This window comes from Actinomycetes bacterium, assembly GCA_036000965.1.
In the GTDB taxonomy this organism is placed as follows: Bacteria; Actinomycetota; CALGFH01; order CALGFH01; family CALGFH01; genus DASYUT01.
Genome location: DASYUT010000151.1, coordinates 1 through 26446 on the forward strand (window position 1 = coordinate 1; position 26446 = coordinate 26446).

At 73.5% G+C, this 26446-nt stretch carries 25 protein-coding genes and 1 riboswitch; of the genes, 11 read left to right on the forward strand and 14 right to left on the reverse strand.

What is annotated here, in order from left to right; genetic code table 11:
• The 4 genes from groEL to thrC all read right to left on the reverse strand — a co-directional run.
• On the reverse strand, positions 1-880 hold an 880-nt coding region (groEL, locus tag VG276_13025), incomplete at its 3' end, for a chaperonin GroEL (GenBank protein HEV8650296.1).
• 141 nt (positions 881-1021) lie between these two features.
• Positions 1022-3529, reverse strand: a complete 2508-nt coding sequence (locus tag VG276_13030) for a VIT domain-containing protein (GenBank protein ID HEV8650297.1) — start codon at positions 3527-3529, stop codon at positions 1022-1024.
• Complete coding sequence (locus tag VG276_13035; GenBank protein HEV8650298.1) at positions 3526-4431, reverse strand: MerR family transcriptional regulator; 906 nt, start codon at positions 4429-4431, stop codon at positions 3526-3528. The genes VG276_13030 and VG276_13035 overlap by 4 nt, the downstream gene beginning before the upstream one ends.
• 258 nt (positions 4432-4689) lie before the next feature.
• Positions 4690-5970, reverse strand: coding sequence for a threonine synthase (gene thrC, locus VG276_13040; GenBank protein ID HEV8650299.1), 1281 nt, complete (start codon positions 5968-5970; stop codon positions 4690-4692).
• 59 nt (positions 5971-6029) lie between these two features.
• Positions 6030-6147, reverse strand: a riboswitch (SAM riboswitch).
• Between the two features lie 157 nt (positions 6148-6304).
• On the opposite strand from thrC, the gene VG276_13045 reads away from it, so the two are divergent.
• Both VG276_13045 and VG276_13050 read left to right on the forward strand, forming a co-directional pair.
• Positions 6305-7303 (forward strand): glucosyl-3-phosphoglycerate synthase, encoded by a 999-nt coding sequence (locus VG276_13045; GenBank protein ID HEV8650300.1) that lies wholly within the window; start codon positions 6305-6307, stop codon positions 7301-7303.
• A gap of 1 nt (position 7304) precedes the next feature.
• Positions 7305-8222, forward strand: a complete 918-nt coding sequence (locus VG276_13050; protein ID HEV8650301.1) for an HAD family phosphatase — start codon at positions 7305-7307, stop codon at positions 8220-8222.
• A gap of 140 nt (positions 8223-8362) precedes the next feature.
• Here VG276_13050 and VG276_13055 read toward each other — a convergent pair whose 3' ends face one another.
• Complete coding sequence (locus tag VG276_13055; GenBank protein HEV8650302.1) at positions 8363-9514, reverse strand: AI-2E family transporter; 1152 nt, start codon at positions 9512-9514, stop codon at positions 8363-8365.
• Positions 9515-9664: 150 nt separating this feature from the next.
• Between VG276_13055 and VG276_13060 the strand changes: the two genes are divergently transcribed.
• A complete protein-coding gene (locus VG276_13060; protein ID HEV8650303.1) occupies positions 9665-11140 on the forward strand; it encodes a trehalose-6-phosphate synthase in 1476 nt (491 codons plus the stop codon).
• Positions 11141-11164: 24 nt separating this feature from the next.
• On the opposite strand, the gene VG276_13065 is transcribed toward VG276_13060, so the two are convergent.
• Together VG276_13065 and VG276_13070 are read right to left on the reverse strand one after the other, a co-directional pair.
• Positions 11165-11725: a LytR C-terminal domain-containing protein gene (locus VG276_13065; GenBank protein HEV8650304.1), complete on the reverse strand. Its 561-nt coding sequence runs from the start codon at positions 11723-11725 to the stop codon at positions 11165-11167.
• Between the two features lie 321 nt (positions 11726-12046).
• Positions 12047-12337 (reverse strand): DUF3263 domain-containing protein, encoded by a 291-nt coding sequence (locus VG276_13070; protein ID HEV8650305.1) that lies wholly within the window; start codon positions 12335-12337, stop codon positions 12047-12049.
• Between the two features lie 474 nt (positions 12338-12811).
• Between VG276_13070 and VG276_13075 the strand changes: the two genes are divergently transcribed.
• Positions 12812-13819: an NlpC/P60 family protein gene (locus VG276_13075; protein HEV8650306.1), complete on the forward strand. Its 1008-nt coding sequence runs from the start codon at positions 12812-12814 to the stop codon at positions 13817-13819.
• A gap of 143 nt (positions 13820-13962) precedes the next feature.
• Here the strand turns inward: VG276_13075 and VG276_13080 are convergent, their stop codons facing one another.
• From VG276_13080 to VG276_13090, 3 genes are all read right to left on the reverse strand, one after another.
• Positions 13963-15222, reverse strand: coding sequence for a Glu/Leu/Phe/Val dehydrogenase (locus VG276_13080; GenBank protein HEV8650307.1), 1260 nt, complete (start codon positions 15220-15222; stop codon positions 13963-13965).
• Positions 15223-15618: 396 nt separating this feature from the next.
• Positions 15619-15924 (reverse strand): AzlD domain-containing protein, encoded by a 306-nt coding sequence (locus tag VG276_13085; protein HEV8650308.1) that lies wholly within the window; start codon positions 15922-15924, stop codon positions 15619-15621.
• A 129-nt stretch (positions 15925-16053) separates the two neighbouring features.
• Positions 16054-16824, reverse strand: coding sequence for an AzlC family ABC transporter permease (locus VG276_13090; protein HEV8650309.1), 771 nt, complete (start codon positions 16822-16824; stop codon positions 16054-16056).
• A gap of 401 nt (positions 16825-17225) precedes the next feature.
• On the opposite strand from VG276_13090, the gene VG276_13095 reads away from it, so the two are divergent.
• The 5 genes from VG276_13095 to VG276_13115 all read left to right on the forward strand — a co-directional run bounded on the left by VG276_13095 (position 17226) and on the right by VG276_13115 (position 21309).
• A complete protein-coding gene (locus tag VG276_13095) occupies positions 17226-18158 on the forward strand; it encodes a M48 family metalloprotease (protein HEV8650310.1) in 933 nt (310 codons plus the stop codon).
• Positions 18159-18284: 126 nt separating this feature from the next.
• Positions 18285-18686: a TOBE domain-containing protein gene (locus tag VG276_13100; protein HEV8650311.1), complete on the forward strand. Its 402-nt coding sequence runs from the start codon at positions 18285-18287 to the stop codon at positions 18684-18686.
• 9 nt (positions 18687-18695) lie between these two features.
• Positions 18696-19472, forward strand: a complete 777-nt coding sequence (gene modA / locus VG276_13105) for a molybdate ABC transporter substrate-binding protein (protein ID HEV8650312.1) — start codon at positions 18696-18698, stop codon at positions 19470-19472.
• Positions 19473-19519: 47 nt separating this feature from the next.
• A complete protein-coding gene (locus tag VG276_13110) occupies positions 19520-20260 on the forward strand; it encodes an ABC transporter permease (GenBank protein ID HEV8650313.1) in 741 nt (246 codons plus the stop codon).
• On the forward strand, positions 20257-21309 hold the full coding sequence (locus VG276_13115; protein HEV8650314.1) for an ABC transporter ATP-binding protein: 1053 nt from the start codon (positions 20257-20259) through the stop codon (positions 21307-21309). The genes VG276_13110 and VG276_13115 overlap by 4 nt, the downstream gene beginning before the upstream one ends.
• Before the next feature lie 156 nt (positions 21310-21465).
• On the opposite strand, the gene VG276_13120 is transcribed toward VG276_13115, so the two are convergent.
• From VG276_13120 to VG276_13135, 4 genes are all read right to left on the reverse strand, one after another.
• Positions 21466-22035, reverse strand: a complete 570-nt coding sequence (locus VG276_13120) for a hypothetical protein (GenBank protein HEV8650315.1) — start codon at positions 22033-22035, stop codon at positions 21466-21468.
• The gene (locus VG276_13125; GenBank protein ID HEV8650316.1) at positions 22032-22334 is read right to left on the reverse strand and encodes a hypothetical protein; all 303 of its coding nucleotides are present in this window, start codon (positions 22332-22334) and stop codon (positions 22032-22034) included. Before VG276_13125 ends, VG276_13120 begins: the two co-directional genes overlap by 4 nt.
• Positions 22335-22956: 622 nt before the next feature.
• On the reverse strand, positions 22957-23661 hold the full coding sequence (locus VG276_13130) for a GAF and ANTAR domain-containing protein (protein ID HEV8650317.1): 705 nt from the start codon (positions 23659-23661) through the stop codon (positions 22957-22959).
• A 206-nt stretch (positions 23662-23867) separates the two neighbouring features.
• Positions 23868-24395 (reverse strand): hypothetical protein, encoded by a 528-nt coding sequence (locus VG276_13135; protein ID HEV8650318.1) that lies wholly within the window; start codon positions 24393-24395, stop codon positions 23868-23870.
• Between the two features lie 301 nt (positions 24396-24696).
• On the opposite strand from VG276_13135, the gene VG276_13140 reads away from it, so the two are divergent.
• Positions 24697-25263: an HdeD family acid-resistance protein gene (locus tag VG276_13140; GenBank protein ID HEV8650319.1), complete on the forward strand. Its 567-nt coding sequence runs from the start codon at positions 24697-24699 to the stop codon at positions 25261-25263.
• 193 nt (positions 25264-25456) lie between these two features.
• Positions 25457-26446 (forward strand): hemolysin family protein (locus tag VG276_13145; GenBank protein HEV8650320.1); only part of this gene is annotated, 990 nt, incomplete at its 3' end.

Genomic DNA, 26446 nt, shown 5'->3' on the forward strand with positions numbered 1-26446 from the left:
TGAGGACCGCGATGTCGCCCAGCATGGCCTTGCGCCGGTCACCGAACCCGGGGGCCTTGACCGCGACGCTCTTGAACGTGCCGCGGATCTTGTTGACCACCAGGGTGGCCAGGGCCTCGCCGTCGACGTCCTCGGCGATGATCACGACCGGCTTGCCGGTCTGCATGACCTTCTCGAGGACCGGGAGGAGGTCCTTGACGGCCGAGATCTTCTGGTTGGCGATCAGGATGTAGGGGTCGTCGAGCACGGCCTCCATGCGCTCGGGGTCGGTCACGAAGTAGGGCGAGATGTAGCCCTTGTCGAACCGCATGCCCTCGACCGTCTCGAGCTCGATGCCGAAGGTGTTCGACTCCTCGACGGTGATGACGCCTTCCTTGCCGACCACGTCCATCGCCTTGGCGATGACCTCGCCGATCTCGGGGTCGCCGGCCGAGATGGTCGCCGTGTGGGCGATCTCGTCGCGGGTCTCGACGTCCTTGGCCTGGTTCTTGATGGCCTCGACGGCAAGGTCGACGGCCTTCTCGATGCCGCGCTTGAGGCTCATCGGGTTGGCCCCGGCGGCCACGTTGCGCAGGCCCTCGTGGACCAGTGACTGCGCCAGCACGGTGGCGGTGGTGGTGCCGTCACCGGCGATGTCGTCGGTCTTCTTTGCGACTTCCTTGACGAGCTCAGCCCCGATCTTCTCGTAGGGGTCCTCGAGCTCGATCTCCTTGGCGATGGAGACGCCGTCGTTGGTGATCGTCGGCGCGCCCCACTTCTTCTCGAGGACGACGTTCCGGCCCCGGGGCCCGAGCGTCACCCGTACGGCGTCGGCGAGCTGGTTCATGCCCCGCTCGAGCGACCGCCGGGCGTCCTCCTCGAAGGCGATGATCTTGGGCATGCGCTGGCTACCTCCCTCTAGGTGGCTTGCCTTTCATGTCCGGCCGATCGGCCAGACGTGCTGCCGCGGATGTTAGCACTCTTGCAGTGCGAGTGCTAAACGCAGTGCGCGTGCTGAACGAGGCGTGCCACCCGGTGGCCGCTACACCGGACGGCGCTTCCAGAAGTCGCGCGCCCGCTCGGCCCGCTCCTGCTCTGCGGTCCGGCCCGGCTCGGGCGACCGGGCCTGGGCCGCTCGGGTCCTGCGCGCTCCTGCCGGGCGGGCGAACGCCTCCAGGACGGCCAGGGCCCGGTCCCACAGCCGCTCCAGCTCCGCCTCCGCGCCGGCCGGCGCAGGCCCGGCAACCACCCGCTCCAGCTCGGCCAGCAGCTCGCGGAGCGGCCGCAGCTTGGTCGTTGCCGCAGCGACCGACTCGAGGTCGGCGACCAGCGCGGACAGGCCGGCCTGCAGCTCGGCAAGGCGCTCGGCTCGCTCGGCCCTGCCAGTGCCGGTACCGGCGAGCAGCGTGTGCAGGTCCAGGGCCCGGCGCCGGTAGGCGTGCTGCACGGCCTCGCCGAGCTGGGCGTCGTCCTCGGCGGCGGTGCCGGCCCGCCAGCGGTGCACGGCCGGGCTCATCGCCTGCCATGCCGCTCGGCCAGCAGCCGGCGCCATCTCGGCCGACGCGGCCAGCAGGCCGGGCGTCCTGGCGGTCCTGGCCATCATGGGCGCCGGGGCTGGCACCCCGGCCTGCCCGGCGAACATGGCCCAGCCCTGCGGGGCGTCGACCGGCTGGATCACCCTGCGCACCCACCCGCCCTCGCTGACCACGACCGAGTCGACGGCTACGAAGGCCGTGAAGCGGCAGAGCACGCCGAACCGCAGCGACGTCTCCACGATCTGTCGCTCGAGGTCCTGGTCGTCGGCGCGGCCGGCGACCCAGGCGTCCTCCAGGTCGCGCAGCCGGGCCCTGGCCCAGACCGGCGCGAGGGCGCGGCTCCCGCCCCGACCGGCGCGCACCTCCGCCTGCCAGGGGCGGCCGGACGGCTCGCGTCCACGCACGGTGACCGCGCCCTCGGGCCGGCCCCGCCACCGCCCGCCGATCACCACCGGCACGCCGGCGAACAGGTCGGGCAGGCGGCCGGGGCTGAGCGAGCCTGGGTCGACGTGGAGCCCGGCGCCTTCGACACGCAACTCGGTCAGCAAGGGAGTGCCGATGCGCCGGTGGATGCGGCCCATCACCGCGTCGAGCCGGTCCTCCGACTCGACCAGCTCGCACGCGCCCCCGCCGAGGCCGGCGAGCCGCCGGAGGAAGCCGGCGTTCACCGCGGTGTCGATCCCGACGGTGAACACGCGCACCTCCCCGATCCGCTCCGCCACCAGCCGCAGCAGCTGGTGCTCGTTGGCCACCTGCCCATCGGTGACCAGCACGAGCACGCGGTCGTGGGCCTCGGGACGGCTACCCTCGAGCGGTGCGCCAAGCAGTTCCAGCGCCTGCTGCAGAGCCCCGGCCATCTCGGTGCCACCCCGGGCGTCGATGCGGATGAGGAACTCCGCCGCCCGGAACCGGTTGTGGTCGGTGGCGGCTCGCAGGCCGAGGCCGTCCTCGCTCCCGTCCGGGCTGTCGACCACGTTGTCGAAGGCGAGCACGGCGAAGCGGTCGCGGTCGGTGAGCGTGTCGACCATGCGGGCCATGGCCCGGCGGGCAGCCACCATCTTCCAGCCGGCCATGCTGCCGGACCGGTCGAGCACGAACACGACGTCGCGCGGACGGTCGGTGGCGGGGGCCACCGGCGGCACCAGGGTGAGGGCGAACGTGCCCGCCTCGCCCTGCTCGTCCGGCACGGCAGCCAGGGACGTGGCGACCGCGCCGTCGCCCAGGGCGAGGCGGAGGACGAAGTCGCGGTCGGCGCGCTCCCCCGGATGGATCCGCACGACCCGCACGCCGTCCCGCTCGTCCTCGACCACGGCGTGCAGGCTCGACCTGAGCGCGGTGAGCGGCAGCCCGGCCGGGTCGACCTGCGCGCTGATCGACAGGCGGATGGGGTTGGGGAACCCGGGCAGCAGCACCGGCGGGGTGATGCGGGAGGCATCGGGCACGGCGTCGGTGTCGAGCGCCGTGCCGTCGCCGGCTGGCTGGCCGGGCAGCGGCACGCCTGGGACGTAGCGTGGCGCCACGACCAGCGGGAAGCGGAAGGTGGCCTCGCCGTCCGCGTAGGGCAGCGGCCCGGCCATGGCGAGCCGGATGCTTGCACGCTCGCCGGGCATGAGGTTGCCGACCCGTATGGTGAACACGCCGGGCCGCTCCTCCTCGGCGATGGAGGCGCGGCGGCCCTCGCTGACGGCCTGGTCGTAGGCGGCACGGGCCTGGCCGCGCTCCTGCAGCACACCCTCGACGACCCGCCCGGCCACCTCCATGCGGAACTCGGTGACGGCGGCCCGGTCGGGCAGGGGGAAGACGTAAGTGGCCTCGAGCGGCTCGGGACAGGGGTTGGAGAAGGTCTGGGTCAGGACGACCCGGGCGAGCAGGCCGGCGATGTCGGCGGCCACGTCAAGGGCTTCCAGGGGCAGGTTGCCCCGCCTGGTGGTGAGCGTCCCGATGCCGGTCTCGCCGCCAGGGGGCACGTCGTGGGCGACCTCGTCGTCGGTGAGCAGTGGCAGGCGGCTCGTCATGGGAGCTCCCTTTCGTTGTCCGGGCCGCCGGGTCCGGGCTCGTGGCCCGGACCGGCCAGCCCTCGGGCGTGCAGCGCCTCGAGCAGCGGCCGGGCGGCGGCGCGCAGGGCGCGCACGTCGGCGGCGTCCACCGGCCGCTGGACGCCGATGAGCAGGGTTGCCTCGTCCCCCAGGCGGATCCCCTGGAGGTGGGCGGCCGGCCGCACGGGCGGCCGAGACGGTCGCCGCCAAGAACCCCTCCCCAGCGCCCCGCGCGCCGGGGCCGCCGGGGGCGGAGCGGCCGGTCCCGCCGCCCAGAACCTCCGCCCGGCACCCCCGGTCTGCGCCGGCGGTGCTCCGGTCGTCGCCTGCCCGTCCACCGTGGACGTGGGCACCGTGGCCCCGGGCGCCTCGGACGCGGGCCGGCCGGCAGCGGGCGCCTCGGGCACGGGAGGGCCGGCATCGGGCGCCTCGGGCACGGGAGGGCCGGCATCGGGCGCCTCGGGCACGGGAGGGCCGGCATCGGGCCGTGCGAGCTCCGGCCCTCCGGGCTCGGGTGCCGTGGACGCCGGTGCGAGCGGGACCTGGGCGATCTGTTCTGCGAGCGGGACCCGGGCGATCTGTTCGAGGTCGGCCTCGCTGGCGCCGGCCAGCTCGACCTGGACGTCGGCGAGCGACAGGCCGCGGGCCTGCAGCCGCTTGATCGCGACGAGCTGGCGCAGGTGCCGCGGCCCGTACAGGGCGGTGCGGCCGCGCATGGCGGCCGGCCGGTCGACCAGGCCGAGCGTGGTGTACCAGCGGATCACCCGCTGGTCGGGCACGTCGCGCACACGGCCACTGGCCTGCCCGTCGTAGTCGACGGAGAGGGCGCCGCCGACCCGGCGGGTCAGCTCGTCGAGCGTCCAGGAAGCGGTCGGTTCCATGCCGACACTGTGACAGTGTCATATGACAGTGTCAAGGTGCTCTCCCCGACCTCGCGCAACGGGCCGTCCAGCGGGGGCCGAGCGGGGGCCGTCCAGCGGGCCTGCGGGGGGGCGATGCAGCGGGCGAGCGGGGGGGCCGTCCAGCGGGCCGAGCGGGGCCACGCGAGGGCAGCGGGCCAATATAGGGCCGTCTAGCAGCCCGTCCAGGGGCCGTTCAAAGCCGTCCAGGGGCCGTCCAGCAGCCGTCCGGGGGGCCGTTCAGGCGCTCGCGACCAGGTCCGGCCGGACGGGGTCGAGGGCCGCCTCCAGCGCGTCGATGTTCGGGCGCACCGTGATGGTCGCGCCCGCCCGCCCGTCGAGCACCTCCCTGGTCTTCAGGCCGTGCCCGGTGATCAGGGCGACCACCCGCTCGCCAGGCTGGAAGGCGCCCCGGGCGGCCAGCCGCGCGAGGGTGGCCACGGTCACCCCGACCGCCGTCTCGCCGAAGATGCCGGTGGTGCGGGCGAGCAGCTCGATGGCGTCGATGACCTGCTCGTCGGTGACCGCCTCGACGCGCCCGCCGGTCGAGCGGACCACCTCGAGCGCCTCCACCCCGTCGGCCGGGTCGCCGATGGCGAGCGACTTCACGATCCCGCTCGGCCGCACCGGCAGGACGTCGTCGCGACCCTCGCCGAACGCGGTCGCGACCGGCGCGCAGCCGTCTGACTGGGCGCCGTGGACCCGCACCGGGGTCGCCTCGACCAGGCCGGCCGCTGCCAGCACGCCGAACCCCTGGTGCACCTTTGTCAGCAGCGCGCCCGAGGCGATCGGGACGACCACGTGGTCAGGCAGGGACCAGCCGAGCTGCTCGGCCACCTCCAGCCCGACCGTCTTTGAACCCTCGGCGTACCAGGGTCGCAGGTTGACGTTGACGAACCCCCAGCCGAACGCCTCGGCGGCCTGGGAGGACAGCCGGTTGGCGTGGTCATAGGACCCCTCGACCGCGACCACGGTGGCCCCGAAGGCGGCCGCCGAGGCGATCTTGCCCGCTTCCAGGTCGGCCGGGATCACCACCACGCAGTCCAGCCCCTGCGCGGCCGCGGCGGCTGCCGTCGCCCCGGCCAGGTTGCCGGTGGAGGCGCACGCCACGGTCGACAGGCCGAACTCGCGCGCCTTGGCCACGGCGACCGCGACCACCCGGTCCTTGAACGAGTTGGTCGGGTTGCGGGTGTCGTCCTTGCACCACAGCTCACCGGGGATCCCCAGGGCCTCGGCGAGCCGGGGCGCCGGCACCAGCGGGGTGAGGCCGGGGGCGAGGTCGCCGCTGCCGGGCCGGGAGGGCAGGGCCGCCCGGTAGCGCCAGATCGAGCGCGGACCGGCCTCGATCCTGTCCCGGTCCAGCGCTGCCGCCAGCCCGTCGTGGTCGTACTCGACGTCGAGGGGGCCGAGGCAGTTGGGGCAGGCGTAGCGGAGCTCGGGCGGGTATGGCGTGCCGCAGCCGCGACAGCGCAGCACCACGGCGGTGGCGGGGTCGGGACGGTCGTGCGGGACTCGGGCCATGCAGGTGACCTCCGTGGGCTCGTAGGCGATCGCCTCGCGCCGCGGTCACCCGGACCGCTCGCGCATCTTTCCCCGCGGGCAACGGGGTCGGACGTGGCACCTTCCCCGTCCGGTGACCGGATCGGGGAGGTTGCCGGGGCTTCGTCGGGCCGGTCCCTCCACCCCTCTTGATGCGTCGCCATGTTCAGTTGTCCTTTCCAGCTTGCCCTGGCAGGCTCGGAGGCGTCAACGCCGGCGGCTGCGCGGGATCTGGGGCTCGAGGAGCGAAGCGTTAGCCTCCGGCTCCTGTCTGGGTATGTCGGGCGGTCGACGGGAAACGCGACCGGGAGAGAGGATGTCTCAGCTCGACACCTGGGAATGGTTCGGCAACCGGACCTTCCACTACAGCCAGTTCGAGCCGCTCGCCGCGCTGCGGGAGGCGCGGGAGCGGTCCGCGACCACGGTCTCGGTCTGCCTGCCCGCCCGCAACGAGGCAGCCACCATCGGCCAGATCGTCCGGGTCCTGCGGCGGTCGCTGCTCGAGCGCTCCCGCCTGGTCGACGAGATCGTGGTCGTCGACGGCGGGTCGAGCGACGGCACGGTCGCCATCGCCCAGTCCGAGGGCGCGGTCGTCCACTGCGAGGGCGACGTGCTGCCAGAGGAGGGGCCGGGGTCCGGCAAGGGCGAGGGGCTCTGGAAGAGCCTGCACGTCTGCCACGGCGACCTCATCTGCTGGATCGACGCTGACATCCGCAACATCCATCCCCGCTTCGTCTACGGGCTGCTCGGACCACTGTTCACCGACCCCGGCATCGTCTACGTGAAGGCGTTCTACGAGCGCCCCATCCGCGAGCGCAACGCACTGCGGGCCACCGGCGGCGGGCGCGTCACCGAGCTGCTCGCGCGGCCCGTCCTCAACCTGTTCTGGCCCCAGCTCGCCGGCCTGGTGCAGCCGCTCTCGGGCGAGTACGCCGGGCGCCGGGAGGTGCTCGAGCAGGTCCCCGTGTTCTCCGGCTACGGCGTCGAGCTGGGCCTGCTGATCGACATCGCCCGTCACGCCGGAGTCGACGCGATCGCCCAGGTCGACCTGGAGCGCCGGGTCCACCGCAACCAGGACGTGCAGGCGCTGTCGCGGATGAGCTTCGGCATCCTCCAGGCCGCCCTGGCCCGCCTCGCCGACGAGGGCAGAGTGGTGCCCGACGCCTGGTCGACCACCCTGTTCCAGTTCGCCAACCGCCTGCGCGAGTACCACATCGAGCCGCAGGAGATCACCACCTTGCAGCGACCGCCCATCGCCACCCTCGACAGCTACCGGCGGCGGCGGGACGCGCTGGCCGCCGGCTCGAGCGCCTGACGTGCCCGTGCTGCCCCTCGCCGAGGCCGGCCCGGTCCTGGACCGGCTCGACCCGGTGGTGCTGTTCTCCGACGTCGACGGCACCCTCGTCGGGCGGGGAGGCTCCCTGCTCGCCGGCTACGACGGCAGCCCGACCCTGGCCGCGGCCGAGGCCCTGGTCGAGGCCGGGCGGGCCGGCCTCGAGGTCGTGCTGGTGTCGGGCCGCACCGCGCTCCAGCTCCGCGAGGCGTCCCGCCTGCTCGGCCTGCGCGACGCGGTCGGCGAGGTCGGCGCCGTGCTGCTGCTCGGCCGCACGACCGAGCTGCAGTGGGGCGAGGCGCCCCGGACGCTGGGTGCCACCCCCGCCGAGGCCATCGAGCGCTCGGGCGCCCTGGCCGGGCTGCTCGACGCGTTCGAGGGCCGGCTCGAGCCACACACGCCCTGGCACGAGGGGCGCCAGGGCACCGCCCTGCTCCGCGGCCAGGTCGAGGTGGCCGAGGCGGACGCGGTCCTGGCCGGTGCCGGCTTCGGCTGGGCCAGGCTGCTCGACAACGGGCGCCTGCGCGGGTCCTACCCGCACCTCGGCACGGGCATCAGCCACGCCTACCATCTCGCGCCGGCCGGGGTGACCAAGGCGCGCACCGCCGCCGCCTACCTGGCCCGGCGCGGGCTCGCCGCCCACCAGGCCGCTGCCATCGGCGACTCCCCGAGCGACCTGGAGCTGGCCGGCGTGACCGGCGCGATGTTCCTGGTCGCCAACGGCGCCTGGGCGGCAGGCGAGCTGCCCGCGCCCGGCCCTCCCGGAGGGCCGGCCCCGGCCCCGGCCATCGCCACCCCCGGGCCGGCCCAGGACGGCTGGGCCGAGGCGGTCCGCGCCCTGCTCGCCCGCCGCCAGCGGAGCACCGGCCAGGAGGCCACTGAAAGCCCGCAGGCGACCTGATTTGCGACCCCCTGAGCTGCGGTGTTGCAGCCCGGCACGGGCAGGAACGGCCCTTGTCCAGTGGCCTCCCAGGTCCCGTTACCGTCAGCCCGAGCACGGCACAGGCGCTCTTGGGGCCGTGGGACGAGACTGCGCGTTGCCTACCCAGGGCCCTCGTTCCTGGTCAGCTCGTCCCCGTAGCTGACGTAACGCGACCAGAGGAACAGGAACAGGATCTTGGCCACCGCGATCAGCGGGACCACCACGAGCATGCCGAACAGGCCGCCGAAGGTGGCGCCGAGCAGCAGGCCGAGCATCACCACGACGGGGTGGAGCTGGACGGTGCGCGACATCACGTTCGGCGAGATCAGGTGGTTGTCGATCTGCTGGACGACCGTGAGCGCGACGGCGGCCCACAGCGCCGTGAGCGGCCTGCCGCTGACCAGGGCGATCACCACGGCCAAGACGCCGCCGATGAACGGGCCGACCAGGGGCACCAGGTTGAACACGCCGGCCACGATCCCTACCAGGAGCCAGAACGGCAGGTGGATCAGGTACAGGGCGACGCTCGAGGCGACCCCCACGAACAGCGCGACCAGGAGCTGGCCCCGGAAGAACCCGCCCACCGCCTTGCCGATCCGGTCGAACAGGTCGCGGAGCTCGTCGCGCCGGTGGGGCGGGATCATCGCGAGCGCCCCCCTCCGCAGCCGGGGCAGGTCGACCAGCAGGTAGAAGGCCATGATCGGCCCGATGACGAACAGCACCAGCCCGTGCAGCAGCGAGGACGTGACCGTGCGCAGGCCGGTCACGTACCTGGTGACCGCCTGCTGGTTGCCGCTCTGGGTGAGCCATGCCTGCACCCGGTCGGCGTCGAGGTTGACCTCCCAGCGCTGGCCGAAGCGCCGGCCCAGGCGCTCGACCTGCGCTTGGGCGTCCCGGGTGTACTGCGGGAAGTCGGCGGCCATGGCCACCACCTGGCGGGTGATGACCGGCACCAGGAGCGAGACCAGCAGCGCCACGATGGCCAGGAACAGCAGGTAGACGATGCTGGCTCCGGCCACCCTGGGCATGCCCCGGCGCTCCAGCGCGCTGACCAACGGGTTCAGGAGGTACACAACCACGAGCGCGATCAGCAGAGGGGGAAGGAGGACGCTGGCGAAGCCGAGCATGCGCAGGAACAGCCAGCCGAGCAGGATGATCCCGATGCCGGCCCAGGCACCGATACCGAAGCGGACGAAGCGGTCGTAGGCTGATATCCGCTTCGGCGGCTCCAGCAGGGTCGTGCGGGGCAGCTCGTCGGTGCCCTGGGTCATCGCTGGCACTCCTCGTCCCGTCATGGCGGGGCGACCCGGGGCGGAGAGGAGGCCCCACTACCATCTGAGCGCCCGGCTCGGTGCCGCACAGGGACGCCACCAGCATACCCACCAAAGCCGACGGCCCACCCACGGGAAAGGCAGCTTCACATGGCAGAGCTCGTCGTCGCATCCAACCGCGGTCCCGTCCAGTTCGAGCTCGACGAAGACGGCAACCTCTCCTCGGGACGGGGCGCCGGCGGCATGGTCGCCGCGCTCGGTCCCGCCCTCGCCGGCCAGGGCGGCACCTGGGTGGCCGCCGCCATCAGCGAGGGGGACCGTGTCGCCGCGAGGCGGGCGGGGCGGACCGGCAACCGCCGCCGGGTCGACCTCCCGCAGGGCCCGGTCCAGCTCCGCAGCCTGGTGATCGACCCGCGGGAGTACCAGGCCTACTACAACCGCGTCTCCAACCGCACCATCTGGTTCCTGCAGCACTACCTGTTCGACGTGCCCCGCCACCCCCGCTTCGACCGCAGCTTCCGGCTCGCCTGGAAGAACTACCAAGACGTCAACCAGGCCTTCGCGGCCGCCTGCGACCAGGAGGTGGACCAGGGCGGCGACGTCTTCCTGCAGGACTACCATCTCGCGCTGGCCCCGGCGATGCTGCGCGAGCGACGCGGCGACCTGGGCATCGCCCACTTCACCCACTGCCCCTGGGCCGACCCGGGGTACTTCGCGATGCTGCCCAACGCGGTCGGGGCCGAGCTGCTCAAGGGCATGCTCGGGGCCGACCTGCTCGGTTTCCTGGTGCCCCGCTGGTCCCGCAACTTCCTGCGCTGCTGCCAGGACGCCGGCTACCAGGTCAACCGGGAGCGCGACACGGTACGGTCGCGCGACGGACGCGAGGTGCACGTGCGCGCCTACCCGCTCGGGGTCGACGGCGACAACCTGCGTGCCCTGGCTGCCGACCGCGAGGCCCAGGTCCAGCGCCGGTTCGTGCGGGAGCTGGCCAACCGGCGCAGGCTCGTGGTCCGGGTCGACCGCATGGAGCTGTCCAAGAACATCCTTCGCGGCCTGGAGGGCTTCTCGATCTTCCTCGACCGCAACCCCAGGATGCGCCAGCGGGTGGTCCACTACGTGCTCGCCTACGCGTCGCGCCGGGACCTGCCCGAGTACCAGTCCTACACGGCCGAGGTGAAGCAGGCGGCCGAGGCGATCAACGAGCGCTACCGGACCAGGACCTGGGAGCCGGTCGTGCTCGAGCTGCGCGACAACTACCCGCGGGCGCTGGCCGCCCTGGCCCTGGCCGACGTGCTGGTCGTCAACCCGGTCTGGGACGGGATGAACCTGGTCGCCAAGGAGGGCCCGTCGGTGAGCGAGCGCGACGCCGTGCTGATCCTGTCCCGCAACGCGGGCGCGGCCGACGACCTCGCCGATGGAGCGCTGCTGGTCAACCCGTTCGACACCAATGAGCTGGCCGAGGCCCTGGCGACCGGGCTGGCCATGCCGGCCGACGAGCGGGCCGAGCGCGCCAGGCGGCTGCGCGAGGGCGCCAGCGCCCTGCCGCCCCAGGACTGGTTCACCAGCCAGCGCAAGGACCTGTCCGGCCTGCGCCACGCCGGCGCCGACCGGCCGGGCGACGGCTAGCGCCCGGTCAAGCGCCGGTGGTGCTCACCCGAAGTTCCGGCCCACCACGGCGGACAGGTCGACCTTTGACGACAGCCCGGTGCCCGACTCCGAGGCCGGGAGGACGATCTGGAAGGCCGGGAAGCGCTTCTGCAGGGCCAGGGCGTCGTCCAGGTGTCCCTCGCTGTAGTAGACGCGGGACACGGGATAGTCGCCCAGCGCGGCCTGGGTCGCGATCACGTCGTAGCCGGCGTCCCGGAGCATGTCGGCCACCTTGCGGGCCTGGCCGTCCTTGAAGGTCCCGTTGAGGACCTGGACGCTCACCCCGCTGGCGGGCCGGACGGTGGGCTGGGTCGCCGGCGGCGCGGTGGTCGTGGGCGTCGCGGTGGTGGTCGGCCCGGCCGTGGTCGCCGGCCCGCCGGTCGTGGTGGGCTTGGCGGTGCTGGCCGGCGCAGCGGTGGACGCGGGGGTGGCGGCGGCCGTCCGGCGGCTCGTCCCGGCGGCCTCGGGGCCGCCGTCACCGCCCAGGAAGCGGTCGATCCCCCAGAACAGCCCGAGGAACACCACGAGCACCGCCGCCGCTCGAGCGGTCGGACCGGGTCGCAACCTGAACCCTCCCTGGTAAGGCGTGTCTGTTAGCTAGTGCTGGCTGGTAAGGCGTGTCTGTTAGCTAGTGCTGGCACCTCGTCGACCGGTAGTCCCTGGTTCGATGTGGGGGGAGCTCGCTCCCCCCACGGCCCCCCAACAGCGCCTGCGCCATCGTGCTGGGGGAGCCGCGGTCCCGGCAAGCTCCTCGCTCCCCCCACGGCCCCCCAACAGCGCCGGCGCCATGGTCGGGCGGATCCCGCCGCCGCCACGGCCAAAAGGCGCCTGTGCCATGGTCGGCGCCGGTGCCATGGTCAAGGTACTCGGCAGGCCGGACGGGCCTCAGCTGTAGGAGCCTGGGCCTTGCGCCCCGAGGGTACGGGAGCCGCGCTGGCGGCACCGGGCCGCACGCTGGCGCTGCAACCGCTTCACCAGCATCGGGTCAGCCGCCAGCGCCGCCGGGTCGTCGATGAGCCTGGTGAGCAGCTGATAGTACGCGGTCGGGCTCATGCCGAATTCGCGCCTGATGGCCTCTTCCTTGGCACCGGCATACTTCCACCACTGCCGTTCGAAGGCGAGGACGGCCCGGTCCCGGTCCGCCAACGGTGCCGGCACCGGCGTCGCGTCGGCCATGGATCAGGCTCCTCCCTAGGTAGGGCGTCGGTACTTCTCCGCAGCCGCCGACGCGCGCAGGCGGGGCACATGCTCGGCGAAGTCGCAAGATGTTGTGGTGGAGCGTCACCATAACCCCACATCTGGGGCGGGGCAACTCCGGTTCGTCGACCTTGGCGGCCATGACCACCAGATTTGGCACACGGGTCGCAGAGCGGTAACCTCCCGCGCGATTGATCACGAATTGGTTACCTGACAGCCACGTTTCGTCACAGTCGGTTAGTGAGCCAAGTCCCGCGGCCGCGCGGGAGCGGGAACGCCGTAGCCAGTGCATGCTCGGCGGCAGACGGTTCTCCGGTTCCCACCGGAGGCGAGGCCCCCCCTTCCCCCCAGAAGCTCGCCGTCGTCCCGCAGGCCTGAGGAAAGGAGCCGGGCTTGCCGTTACGTGCTCGACGGTCCCCCAACCGCCGAGGGCCACGCCGTGGGCTGCGCGTCATGCTGCTCGCGGCGATCGTCCTCCCGTTGGCGCTGCTCCCCGTCGCAGGCTCCGGCGTGGCCCACGCCGACCCCACCAGCACCGCCGACCTCAACAGCCAGCTCGACCGGCTGAACCAGCAGGCGGACCAGCTCGTTGAGGACTACCTCGAGCAGAGCCTCGCCCTCGGGCGCACGCGCGCGAAGCTGGCCGCTGTCCAGCGCCAGGCGCAGGCCGCCCAGCGTAGCTACGACGACCTGCAGGCACGGATCGCCGCCCAGGCTACCAACGCCTATGTCAACGGCCCGGGCAGCGAGCTGGCCGCCGTCCTGACCACTGGCGACCCCAGCAGCGCGGTCGAGCGGATGCAGTCCCTGGAGCTCCTCGCCCAGCAGAGCACCGAGCTGGTCACCTCGCTGAAGGCGGCCAGGCGCTCGCTCGACGCGAGCCGCGCTGTGCTGAGGTCGGTCGAGGCCCAGCAGGCTGCCGAGGTAACCCGCCTGCGAGGCAAGAAGACCGAGGTGGACCGGGCGGTCGACCGGGCCGAGCGCCTGCTCAACCAGATGCGGGCGGCCAACCGGGCCCGGATCGCCGCGCTCAACCGCCGGGCCGCCCCTTCCCAGAAGGCGGTCAGGACGGGCGGCCTGCAGCAGAGCCCCACCCCGCCGCCGGTCAGCGGCTCGGTCAGCGCGGTCATCCGCTGGGCCTACAGGCAGCTCGGCAAGCCCTACCAGTGGGGCGCCTCCGGTCCGGACGCCTTCGACTGCTCGGGGTTCACGATGGCGGCCTGGGCCCAGGCCGGCGTCGGGCTCCCCCACTCGAGCCGCAGCCAGTACGGGGTCACCATGCGCGTGTCCGCCGGCAACCTCAAGCCGGGTGACCTGATCTTCCGCTACAGCCCGATCTCCCACGTCTCCATGTACGTCGGGGGCGGCAAGCAGATCTCGGCCACCCACACGGGCGATGTCGTCAGGATCCAGTCCGCCTCGTTGCCGAACATCGCCGGCTACGGCCGGCCGGGCGGGTAGCAGCCGTCCGATTTCCGCCGCACGACCCCCTCGACCGCGGCGGTTGCACGCGAGAGGCCCGCCCTGCACGGCGGGCCTCTCGTTGTGCGGCCCGGGTCAGGGTCGTCGTGCGGCCCGGGTCAGGGGTCGTCGTGCGGCCCGGGTCAGGGGAACAGGCCGCGGGTGCGGTGGGCGTCGGCCACCCGGCCCACGCCGATGACCTGAGCGGCCTGACGCATGCTGAGATGCTGCTCCGCGGCGAGGTCGGCCACCTGCGCGTAGGCATGCTCCATGATCTGGCGCATGCGGTGGTTCACCTCGTCCTCGGACCAGAAGTAGGCCTGGATGTCCTGCACCCACTCGAAGTAGGAGACGGTGACCCCGCCCGCGTTGGCAAGCACGTCGGGCACGACCAGGCAACCGCGGTCGTCGAGCACCTTGTCGGCCGAGGGCGTGGTGGGCCCGTTGGCGGCCTCCACGATGATGTCCGCCTTCACCGAGTCGACGTTGTCGGCCCGGATCACGCCCTCGAGTGCAGCGGGAATCAGCACGTCCACGTCGAGCGCGAGCAGCTCCTCGTTGGTGATGCGGTCGCCGCCCGGGAAGGTCGCGACGGTGTTCGAGCCGGTGGCGCGCCGGTGCCTGACGAGCGCCTGCGGGTTCAGCCCGCGGCGGTTGTAGACCCCGCCCCGGACGTCGGAGACCGCCACCACGGTGCACCCGGCGTCGTGGAGGAACGTGGCCACGCCGGCGCCGACCTTGCCGAAGCCCTGGATGGCGACGGTCACGTCCAACGGCTGCCTGCCGCGCTCCTTGAGCGCCATGAACAGGCTGTACATGACGCCAAGGGCGGTCGCCCCTCTGCGGCCCTCGGAGCCGCCGATCGCGAGCGGCTTGCCGGTCACTACGCCGGGCACCGAATAACCCTGGTTCACCGAGAACGTGTCCATGAACCAGGCCATGATCTGGTCGTCGGTGTTGACGTCTGGTGCGGGGATGTCCTTCTCGGGACCGATGACCGGCAGCAGCTCCGCGGCGAAGCGGCGGGTGAGGCGCTCGAGCTCGACCTTGGACAGGGTGGCCGGGTCGACCACCACGCCGCCCTTGGCGCCGCCGAACGGGATGCCCACCACCGCGCACTTCCACGTCATCCACATGGCGAGCGCCTTGACCTCGTCGAGGGAGACCATCGGGTGGTAGCGGATGCCCCCCTTGGCCGGCCCACGGGTCACGTTGTGGTGGACCCGGTACCCCTCGAACACCTCGAGCCGGCCGTCGTCCCGGCGGACGGGCACCGCCACTATGAGGACGCGCTTCGGCGTGGCCAGCAGGTCGCGCATGCCCTGGTCCAGGCCGAGGACGTCGGCGGCCGCCTCGAGCTGGGACAGCGCGGCGTCCCAGGCGCTGGTCCGCTCGCGTAGCACGTCCTCATCGCTTGGCGCCGCGCGGGCCGGGAGCCCGTTCGCGCCGTTGTCGGGGGTCGCGCCCGCCGGGCGCCTGTCAACCTTCACGGTGTCGCATCGCCTCCCGCGCCGGCTCCGTTGCCAGCGCCTCGATGTGCGTTCGGGCCCGCCGTCGCACGGGTTCACAGCGGCATCGCGCGCTTCCGGCGTGCGAGTCCGGCGGCGCCCGCGGCAATGATCCTCCGGCGCCCGCGCGGCGCCTGTCGACAGCCGCTTCGCCCATCTGGCGCGGTCGCCGCTGGACAGGTTGGCCCACTCCGGCGCCGACGACGCGGGCAGCCCACGGGAACCCTCGTTCCGACGCCACGGGAGGGCTAGCCACCGGGCCGGTGGCCAAACGCAGCCGGCGGGCAGGGATCAGGCCAGGCGGACGAGCGCGGTCGCCACGGCGGCGACCGCCACCACCACCAGGGTCGGGGCGCGCAGGCGGAGGGCGACGACCGCCGCGAGCAGGCCGACCACGCGGGCGTCGAGCACCAGCCGGCGCCCGCTCGCGAACACCCCGACCGCGACCAGCGCGGCGAGCAGGGCCGGGGCGAGCTGCTCGAGCGCGCCCCGCACGCGGGGCGGGAGCTCGCGCCCCCCGAGGAGCACGGGGCCGGACGCCTTGATCGCGACCGTCGCCACCCCGACGACGAGCACAATGGCCCACGCGGCGGTCACCGGCGCACCCCCCGCCCGCGCCCGGTCCAGATCGCGCCCGCCCTGGTCACCGGTGCCCCCGCCCGCGCCCTCCGGGTCGCGCCCGCCCCGGTCACCGGTGCGCCCCCGCCCGGGTCGCGCCCGCCCTGGTCACGGCCGCTCCTCCTGCCCGCGTCGGGTCGGGGTCGCACCCGCCGCCGTCGTCGGGCGGCAGGCGCCGACCAGGCAGGCGACGCTGGCGGCGATGATCGGCACCCCAGGAGGGCTGACCAGGACCAGGCAGATGGCGATCGCGGCGCCGAGCACGGCCGCGACCAGCGCGGTGTGCGAGCGGAGCCAGGCGGTCGGCCCCACCGGCCCGGCCGCCGGGGCGGTCCCGCCGGAAGGCCCGGACCCCGACCCTTGCGACCGGTCGCCGCGCACCCGGAGCTGGGGCACCAGCAGGGCGAGGAACAGCGCGGGGAAGGCGGCGTCGAGCCCGAGGCGCTCGGGGTCGCCGAGCAGGTCGCCGGCCAGCACGCCGGCCACGGTACCGAGGAGCCAGCTCGCGTACAGGACGGCGCCGGCGCCGAGCAGCAGCCTGCGGTCGAACCGGCCGCCGCGGTTGGCCACCGCCCAGGACTCGTCGACGACCAGCTGGGCCTGCACGAAGCGGGCGAGCGGGCCGCCGCGCAGCACGCCGGCGACCGAGAGCCCGATCGGCCCGTAGCGGACGTTCAGCAGCACGGCGGCCACGATCGCGGCGGCGAGCCCGCCACCGGCGCCGAGGATGGACGCGGCCGCGAACTGGGCCGAGCCCGCGAACGTGGTGGCCGACATGACCACCGGGGCAAGCCGGCCCATGCCGGCAGAGCGGGCGAGCACGCCGAACGACATCCCGAACGGGACCACGGCCACGGCCAGCGGCAGCGCGGCGGTCACGCCGTCTCGGTAACGACTCGCATGCGGCACCGGTGAAGCTCCTCTCAAGACTCCCTCGCTCCTCTCAAGACTCCCTCGCTCCTCTCAAGCCCCCCCTCGCTCCTCTCAAGCCCCCTCTCATCAACCCTTTTCAAGACCTCCTCCCGGGTCGGGTGCCATCGAAGCGTAGCGGCGCCCGGTGACGGCGTGCGCCTCGGCCAGCGCGCCCGCTCGTCGCTTTCCTGGCAGACTGGCGTCCTCAGCCGCGGGCCGGGGCAGCGCCGGTGCCGCCCAGCACGACGGGACACCGCCGACCGATGCCGCCCAACTCCAACCCGAGGCCAGCCAGGGCCGCCGGCACGCGCGCCGTCCCGGCACAGCCGGCAGGGACCGCCGGCGGGGTCACCCGGACCTCGCTCGGGATGTTCTCACTCGTCGCGGGGATCTGGGCCTTCTCGCACATCCTGGTCGCCCCGGTCGGGCTGGCGCTTGGCAGGTTCGTGCTCGGGAGCACGTGGTCCGGTCTCATCGTCACGTCGCTGGTCTGGACCGCGAGCGCCGGGCTGATGCTCGTCCGCCCGGTCGAGGAGGGCGTCGGTCGGCTGCTGTTCGGCATCCGGCGGCCGACCCCGACCGAGCTGTCCCGGCTCTCCCCCATCTGGGCGGACGTCTGCGCCCGGGCCGGCACCGACCCGTCCCGCTACCGCCTGCGCATCGAGCCCAGCGAGCTGGTCAACGCCTTCGCGCTCGGCGGCCACTTCGTGGCCGTGACCCGGGTCGCCCTGGGCCTTGCCGACGACATGCTGGAAGCGGTGATGGCCCACGAGCTCGGCCACCACCGGGACCTCCACCCGCTGGCCACCGGCCTCGGCTGGTGGTACCTGCTGCCGTTCATGGCCGCCGACTGGTGCCTGCGCAGGGCCCGGCGGATCACCCGGTCGATGACCAGGGTCTTCTCCCGGCTCCGGGCTCGCGCCGGCCGGGTCTCGGGCGGCGGCGTCGACGGCGCCCTCGGCATCCTGGGCGTGCTGGTGGTCGTCGGCGTCCTGGTGGCTGCGGGCGTGGTCGTGGTCGTGGCGCTGGGGGTCTTCTGGCTGCCGCTCTGGGTCTCGGTGCGGGTCTCGCGGGTCCTGCAGGCCGCGCTGTCGCGGGCGTCCGAGTACGCGGCCGACCGGCACGCGGTGGAGCTCGGCTTCGGTGCCGGCCTCACCCGCGTCCTGCAGCTCTTCGTGCCGGCCGAGCTGCGCGCGCCGAGGACCCGGGGGATGCGTGCCCTGCTGCGCACCCACCCCCCCAGCCTCGACCGGATCGCGGCCATCGCCGAGCCGGCCGGGCGACCTCGCCCGAGCCGGTAGCCACGGGCGCAGCAGGAGCCTGGGCGCACGAAGAGGTGGGCCCTCGGCGTGTCGTGGAGCTGGCAGATGCAAGCATTGACCCCAGATCTCTTGCTTCTGCGCGTCGAAGGGTCGATCATCCTCGCCATGGCGAGCTACCGGATCGGCCAGGCGGCGGAGCTGCTCGGCGTCAGCGTCGACACCGTCCGGCGCTGGGCCGACTCGGGCCGCCTGGCGACCCGGCGCAGCACGGGCGGGCAGCGCCTGATCGACGGCGCCGACCTCGCCCGCTTCGTGGCCACGCTGGCCCCGGCGCACGAGCCCGAGGGCATCTCGGCCCAGTCGGCCCGCAACCGGTTCGCCGGCATCGTCACCCGCGTCGTCAAGGACACCGTCGCCGCCCAGGTGGAGGTGCAGGCCGGGCAGTACCGGGTCGTCTCCCTCATGACCCGGGAGGCCGCCGACGAGCTCGGCCTGGCCCCGGGCGTGCTCGCCGTCGCCGCGGTCAAGGCCACCAACGTCGTGATCGAACTGCCCATCCCGAGCTGAGGAGCCAGCATGCACCGGCGCGCGCGCGTCCCCGCCCTGCTGCTGCTCGTCGCCCTGCTGGCCGCTGCCTGCGGCGGCAACGACCAGCCGGGCAGCGGCTCGGGCGGGCGGGCGAGCAGCAGCAAGCTGACGGTGTTCGCGGCCGCCTCCCTCACCAAGGCGTTCGAGGCGACCAGGGACGGATTCCAGAAGGAGCACCCGGGCGTCTCGGTGACCTTCAACTTCGCGGGCAGCCAGGCGCTGGCCACCCAGATCCAGCAGGGAGCGCCGGCCGACGTGTTCGCCTCGGCCGACCAGAAGAACATGACCAAGGTCGCCGACCTGGTGGGCGCCCCGAGGGTGTTCGCCCAGAACGTGCTCGAGATCGTGGTGGCCAAGGGCAACCCCAAGGAGATCAGGTCGCTCGGCGACCTGGCCAGGAAGGACCTCATCGTGGTGCTGGCCGGGCCGGAGGTGCCCGCTGGCAGGTACGCCGCCGAGGCGCTCGCCAAGCAGGGCGTCACGGTCAAGCCGAAGTCGCTCGAGGACAACGTCAAGGGGGTCGTCAACAAGGTCGCCCTCGGCTCGGCCGACGCCGGCATCGTCTACGCGACCGACGTGACGGCGGCGGGCGACGAGGTCGAGGGGGTCGAGATCCCGAGCGACCAGAACGTGACCGCCACCTACCCCATCGCCGTGGTCAAGGCCAGCAAGAACCAGCAGCTGGCGCAGGCATGGGTCGACCACGTGGCCTCGGGCGCCGGACAGGCGTTCCTGAAGGACGCCGGGTTCCTCCCGCCCGAGTGACCAGCCGCAAGCAGCGCACGCCTGCTCCGTTAGCGGCCCTGGCCGCCATGGCAGTCGCCTTCCTGCTCCTCCCCCTGGCCGGCCTGGTCCGCGAGGCGCCCTGGACCAGCATCGGCCAGGAGCTGATCAGCCCCGGGGTGCTTCTGGCCCTGCGGCTGTCGCTGGTCTGCTCGGTCGGCGCGCTCGCGCTGTCGGCGGTGATCGGCGTGCCGCTGGCGTTCGTGCTCGCGCGCTCGGAGTTCCAGGGCAAGAACCTGGTGCGCGCGCTCACCACCCTGCCGATGGTGCTGCCGCCGGTGGTGGGTGGGGTGGCGCTGCTGCTCGCGTTCGGCCGCAAGGGTCTGGCCGGGGCCTGGCTGGAGCGGACCTTCGGGTTGACGCTGCCGTTCACCACCCTCGGGGCGGTGCTCGCCGAGGCGTTCGTAGCCATGCCGTTCCTGGTCATCACCACCGAGGCCGGGCTGCGGGCGATGGACCGCCGCTTCGAGGACGCGGCCGCCACCCTCGGGGCCGGGCGCTGGACCAGCTTCCGGCGGGTCACCCTGCCGATCGTCGCCCCCTCGCTCGGGGCCGGCGCCGCGCTCTGCTGGGCGCGCGCGCTCGGCGAGTTCGGCGCGACGATCACCTTCGCGGGCAACCTGCCCGGCACCACCCAGACCATGCCGCTCGCGGTCTACCTGGCCCTGGAGAGCGACACGGACGCGGCCATCGCGCTCAGCCTGGTGCTGCTGGCGGTCTCCCTGGTCGTCCTGGTCGTCCTGCGGGACCGCTGGTTCCCGACGGCATGAGCCTCGAGGCACGGGTCCGGCTCGAGCTCGGCACCCTCTCCCTGGACACCGCACTGGAGGTGGCCACCGGAGAGCTGGTGGTGCTCCTCGGCCCCAACGGGGCCGGCAAGACCACGCTCCTGCGCGCCCTGGCCGGGCTGGTTCCCCTGGCCGAGGGGCGGGTGGTGCTCGACCGGGCCGTCCTCGACGACCCGGGCGCCGGCATCCGGGTGCCGACCGAGCGCCGCCCGGTTGGCTTCGTGTTCCAGGACTACCTGCTCTTCCCACACCTCTCGGTGCTCGAGAACGTCGCCTTCGGGCTGCGGGCCAGGGGCGTGGCCAAGCGCGAGGCGCGCGAGCGGGCGGCTGGCTGGCTGGACCGGGTCGGCCTCCGGGACCGGGCCGGGGCCCGGCCCCGCGCCCTGTCCGGCGGGCAGGCGCAGCGGGTGGCCCTCGCCAGGGCCCTGGCGACCGGCCCCCGCCTGCTCCTGCTCGACGAGCCGCTGGCCGCCCTGGACGCCGGCGCCCGGACCGAGCTTCGGCACGAGCTCCGCCGCCACCTCGCCTCCTACGAGGGCACCCGCCTGCTCGTCACCCACGACCCGATGGAAGCGATGACCATGGCCGACCGGCTGGTCGTGATCGAGCAGGGCCGGGTCAGCCAGGACGGCACGCCGGCCCAGGTAGCCGCCCGGCCGCGCTCCCGCTACGTCGCCGACCTGGTCGGCCTCAACCTGTTCCGGGGCACGGCGAGCCGCGGGCGGGTCGAACTGCCGGGCGGCCATGCCCTGGTGAGCACCGACGGGGGAGACGGCGAGGTGTTCGCCGTGGTCCACCCCAGGGCGGTGGCCCTGCACCGCCGGCCGCCCGAGGGCTCGCCGCGCAACGTCTGGACGGGCCGGTCCGAGGTGCTGGAGATCGTCGGCGACCGGGTCCGGGTCCTGGTCCGCGGTCCGGCGCCGCTGGTGGCCGAGGTCACCCCGGCCGCGGCGGCCGAGCTGCACCTGGCCGACGGCGGTCGGGTGTGGGCGTCCGTCAAGGCGACCGAGGTGACCGTCTACCCGGCCTGACGCCACCCACGAGCCCGGCCCCACGGGCCCGGCGATCCGGCGATCCGACCCTGCCCACCACCCCGCCCGGGCGATCCGGCCCCGGCCCCACGGGCCCGGCCCCACGGAGGGCCGCGCCCCTCCCGCAGGGCGCGGCCCAGCCGGGGCTGGCGGCGGTCAGAAGCGGCGCCGCCAGGGAATGCGGCCCTTGCCGGCCCGTCCGGCTCGCCGGGGCGGACCGCTGAAGGGGAACGCCAGCGCGGCGCTGTGCCTGCCCCGGTAGCGGACCGCGTGGCACAGGGCGGCGCCCAGCCCGAGCAGGCCGAGCCCGACCAGCAGCACGGCCGTCCGCGGCACGCCGGTCCTGGGCAGCGCCGTCAGCCCGCTCTCCTGGGCCGCGGCGGTCACGCAGGGGCGGTTCACCAGCTCACGGGCGGTCAGGACCACCGTCGTCCCGGTCTTCCTCCAGGCTGTCACCTCGACCATCGTCCGGCCGGTGAGGTCGACCCGGAGGGACGCCCGGAACGAGCCGTCCCGCGCGGTCGTCGTCTGCACCGGGCCGGCGAGCACCTTGCCGCTGCGCACGTCCCTGACCATCAGCAGCACGACCGGCTCCGGGAAGCTCGTGCCGTTGACCGAGATCCCTTGGCAGGTCGGCGTGGAGGAGAGCGTCTGCCCGGCCCGGGCCGGCAGCGCGAGCCAGAGGAGCAGGACGAGCGGGACGAGCACGAGCTGGAGTCGTTTCACGGGTTCTCCTTCCGGCAGGTGTAGGCGGTGGCCACGTACCGCTTGAGCGCGACCTCCAGGCGGCGGTCGCGGATCTCGCCGATCAGGTACGAGATCACTTCGTCCGCGCTCTGGATGGCGGCCTGGCACGAGGGCAGCGGCGCCGGTCCGGCCGAGGGGGCGGGTGCGGGGAGCACGAGGGGCAGGGACACCGTGGTGGCGGTGGACGTGGCCCGCGGCACGCCGGAGCCGATCCAGCCGCCGATCGCCAGCCCCACGGCCAGGGACACGACCACAAGGACGGCGGGCCCTGTCGACAACAGCCGCGGCGAGCCCCCTCGCTGGGGCCGGGCAGGCCGTGGGCTCGGGCTTCGTGCAGCAGGGTGGCGTGGTCTGGCCCTGCTCTGGATCACCTCCGGTCTCATGGACGGTGATTGTGGTCAGGCCCCCGAGGCGCCTCCGTGCGCCTCGGGGGCTCCCGGTCGCCCGGGCCGGCGGCCAGCCCTGGCAGCGCCCGGGGACCCGCGGCCCGGCGGGGCGGACCGGGCCGTCGGGAACGGGAAGGGACGTCGAGCCTTGGTTTCGGTATGACGAGCTCGCTCACGGGCACCATCGAGTTGGTAGTGACGATAGCGAAACTTGACCGATATGACTGAGGCACTCAAGAGCCTCGTTTTGGCTACGCAGCTACGTAGCTCTGTGCTCGCCGGACCCCAGGGAGACCCCTGAGCTGCGCCGTCGAGCAGATACGACCCGCGGGCGGGCCCAGCCGGACGAGGCTGGAGCGAGAAAATAGTTACCCTGCACGCGACCGGCGCGAGGCTGTCAGGTCAGTCGAACGTCACCTGCTCCTCCGAGGACGTGGCGGCGGACCGCGTCGGCGACCACGCCCATGCCGATCTCGCTGTGGCCCGGCCCCGGGGCCCGGAAGGTCCCGGACCTTCAGGAGCGCTGCAGGGCGGTGATCAGCTCCCCGGCCACATCGGCGACCCGGCGGCGCTCGCTGCGGGCCTGGGTGCGGAGCCGCTCGAACGCGTCGACCGGGGTGAGTCCCTCCCTGGCCACCAGCGCACCCTTGGCCTGCTCGATGACGACCCGCGCATCCAGGGCCTGCTGGAGCTGCTTGGCCAGCTCGCCCTGCTCCTCGCCCTGCATCGTGTTCGCGATGAGCAGCGCGGCCAGGTCGGTGAAGGCGATGATCGCCAGCTCGGCCTCTGGCGACCAGGGCCGGCGGGCCGCCGAGAACACCGCCACGACCCCGATCGCCTGCTGGTTGTAGGGGATCGGGCTGGCGAGCACGGCGCGCAGGCCCCGGCCCACGGCGGCTGGCGAGAACGACGGCCAGCGCTGCTCCTCGGTGAGGTCGGCCGCGTGCACCACGTCCTTGTCCTGGAACGCGTCGATGCAGGGACCCTCTTCGTACTGGATCTGCAGCTCCTCGAGAGCGCCGACCCGCTCGTCGGAGACGGCGACGTTGCGGAGGAGCTGGTCGGCGTCGATCAGCATCAGACCCGCCCCGTCCACGCGGAAGAGCTCGTGGGTGGTGTCGACGATGCGGCGCAAGGCGTCGGGGAGGCTGACGGCGCTGTAGCGGAGGTCGCCCAGCTCGCGCATTGCCTTGTGGACGTCGTGGGCAGAGATCGGCATGACCCAGCTCCCGGCATTGCTCCCGGCATTCGGCGTCGACCCCTGGCAGCCCGGCATGCGCCAGGGTGGAGCCAGTTTCTACCCCCCCGGGCCGGATGGGAACCAAGCCGAGCGACTGCCGGGTCGTCGGCGTGCCGGTGGCCGCACCAGCCGGCGTAGTCCCGGGCCGGATGGGATGGGAACCGAGCCGAGCGACTGCTGAGGGGTCAGAGGAACAGCGTCGTGGGCACGGAGGACGGGGGCCCGCACAGCCAGTCCAGGTGCGCCGCGTCGACCCGGCCCTCGAGCCGCCGGCGCAGCGCCGTCCGGGTCGCGGCCATGGGCAGCTGGCGGAGCGCGTGGAGCTCGCTGGCGCTCAGGTCGTCGAACCGCAGCGCGTCGACGTCGCCGTGGAGGTGGCGGTGGGCGATCGCCTCGCACGCCTCGACCGGGTCGACGCCGATGGCGGCCCAGGTGGAGCCGTCCCAGGCCCACAGCTCCTCGGTCAGGTCGACCAGGAACACCAGGGCGCCCGGCAACCGGGCCGGGTGGCCGGTCAGCAGGTCGTACAGCACACGGCCGGCGAGCTCGGGGACCGTGTCGTGCAGCAGGGCGTCGGGGGCGACCGCCAGCAGGCTGCCGGGCAGCAGCGGGATGTGGGGCAGGGGCTGGTCGACGACGATGCCGAAGCCCAAGCGGGTCATGCGCCCGGGCACGAGCGACTCATCGAACAGGTTCGGGCCAAACCGCCGCATGCTCGTGGTTTCGTGGTCGGGGACGTCCGGGTCGGCGGGCCATGACGATCGTCGTCCACTCGCCAGTCTGTTTGGCTCAGGCTCCCTCACTGGCCGGCGGGGTCCTCGACGTGGGTCTTGACGTCGCGCTCGACACCGAACACCGTTGCAACCGTCACAGCTGCCATCTTCTCCTCATGTTCCCCTTTCGCACGCGCGTACCGTACCGCGCCGCGGGAGTGGATGAAGGCGAACGCTGCGATGATGACGGCCAGCCGGTCGCGGCCGTGCGGATGGCCGCGAGCGGCGCACGAGTCCGGAGGTGAGGGACGTGTTGCAGCACTTCGCCAGGTACTGGTGGGCGGTGGCTGTCCGTGGCGTGCTGGCCGTGGCCTTCGGGCTGGTCGCGCTGATCTGGCCGGACATCACCCTGCGGGTGCTGGTGCTGCTGTTCGGCTTCTACGCGCTGGTGGACGGGCTCCTGGCACTGGCCGCGGCGCTCATGGGAGGTCGCCAGGCAAGCAGCCGGCGCGGCTGGCTGGTCTTCGAAGGGGTCACGGGAGTCGCCGCCGGCGTGTTCACGTTCCTGTGGCCGGGGATCACCGCCCTGGTGCTGCTCTACCTGATCGCCGCCTGGGCGGTGGTCACCGGTCTGCTCGAGGTCGCCACCGCCGTGGTCCTGCGCCGGGAGCTGCGAGGTGAATGGCTGCTCGCGCTCAGCGGTATCGTGTCGGTGGCCTTCGGGCTCTACCTCGCGGTCCGGCCCGAGGAGGGCGCCATCGCCGTCGTCTGGGTGATCGGGCTGTACGCGATCGTGTTCGGCGTCGCGCTCGTGGCCCTCGGCGTCCGGCTCCGCCAGTTCGCCCGCGGCATCGCCACCCCGGCCTGACTGTCCGCGGCGATCCCACGGGCGGTATCGCCACCCGGCCTGACTGTCAGCGGCGATCCCGCGGTTGGTTTGCGTTCGGATCAGACTTGCGCCGTTGTGGAGGCTGTCCCCGAGGTAGTCCCCAGTTGCAGGGGCGCAGACGCGTGAGCGCCCGGCCGGTGGCCGCGCCGCTGTCGTGAGGAGCGTGACGGTGATGGACGGCGTCTGGTTGCAGATCGGGCTGGTGCTGGTGCTGGTGCTGGTGAACGCGTGGTTCGCCGGCAGTGAAGTCGCGCTCATCTCCCTGCGGGAGGGGCAGCTGCAGCGGCTGGAGCAGGAGGGCGGACGTGGTCGGCTGGTCGCCCAGCTGGCCCGCGACCCCAACCAGTTCCTGTCCACGATCCAGATCGGCATCACCCTGGCCGGCTTTCTGGCCTCGGCAGCAGCCGCGGTCACCCTGGCCGGGCCGCTGGTGCCGCTGCTGGGGTTCCTCGGGGGTGCTGCCGAGCCGGTCGCGATCGTCCTGGTCACCAGCGTGCTCACCTACGTCACCCTGGTCGTCGGGGAGCTGGCACCCAAGCGGATCGCGTTGCAGCGCCCGGAGCGGTGGGCCAAGCTCGCCGCCCGCCCCCTGGCCGTGATCTCCACCCTGACCAGGCCGGTGGTATGGCTGCTGTCGCGCTCCACCGACCTGCTGGTCCGGCTCGCCGGCGGGGACCCCAGCATGCAGCGCGACGCGGTGACCGAGGAGGAGGTCCGCGACCTGGTCGCCACCCAGGCGACCTTCAGCCCGCAGCACCGCACGCTCCTGATCGGCGCGTTCGAGATCGCCGAACGCCGCCTGCGCGACGTGCTCATTCCCCGCCGGGACATAGTCGCCCTGCCCGCCGAGGCCTCGGCTGAGGAGGGAGTCCGCAAGCTGGTGGAAACCACCCACAGCCGCGCCCCGGTCTACAAGGGCGACCTGGACGAGATCGTCGGGATCGCCCACCTGGTCGACCTGGTCGGCGCGAGCGGCCGGGTCGCCGACCATGTCCGCCCGGCGCTGGCCCTGCCCGAGTCGCTGGGGGTGCTGGACGCGCTCCGCCGGCTGCAGGCAGAGCGGCAGGCGATGGCCATCGTGATCAACGAGTACGGCGGGACCGAGGGCATCGTGACCGTGGAGGACCTGCTCGAGGAGCTGGTCGGCGAGATCTACGACGAG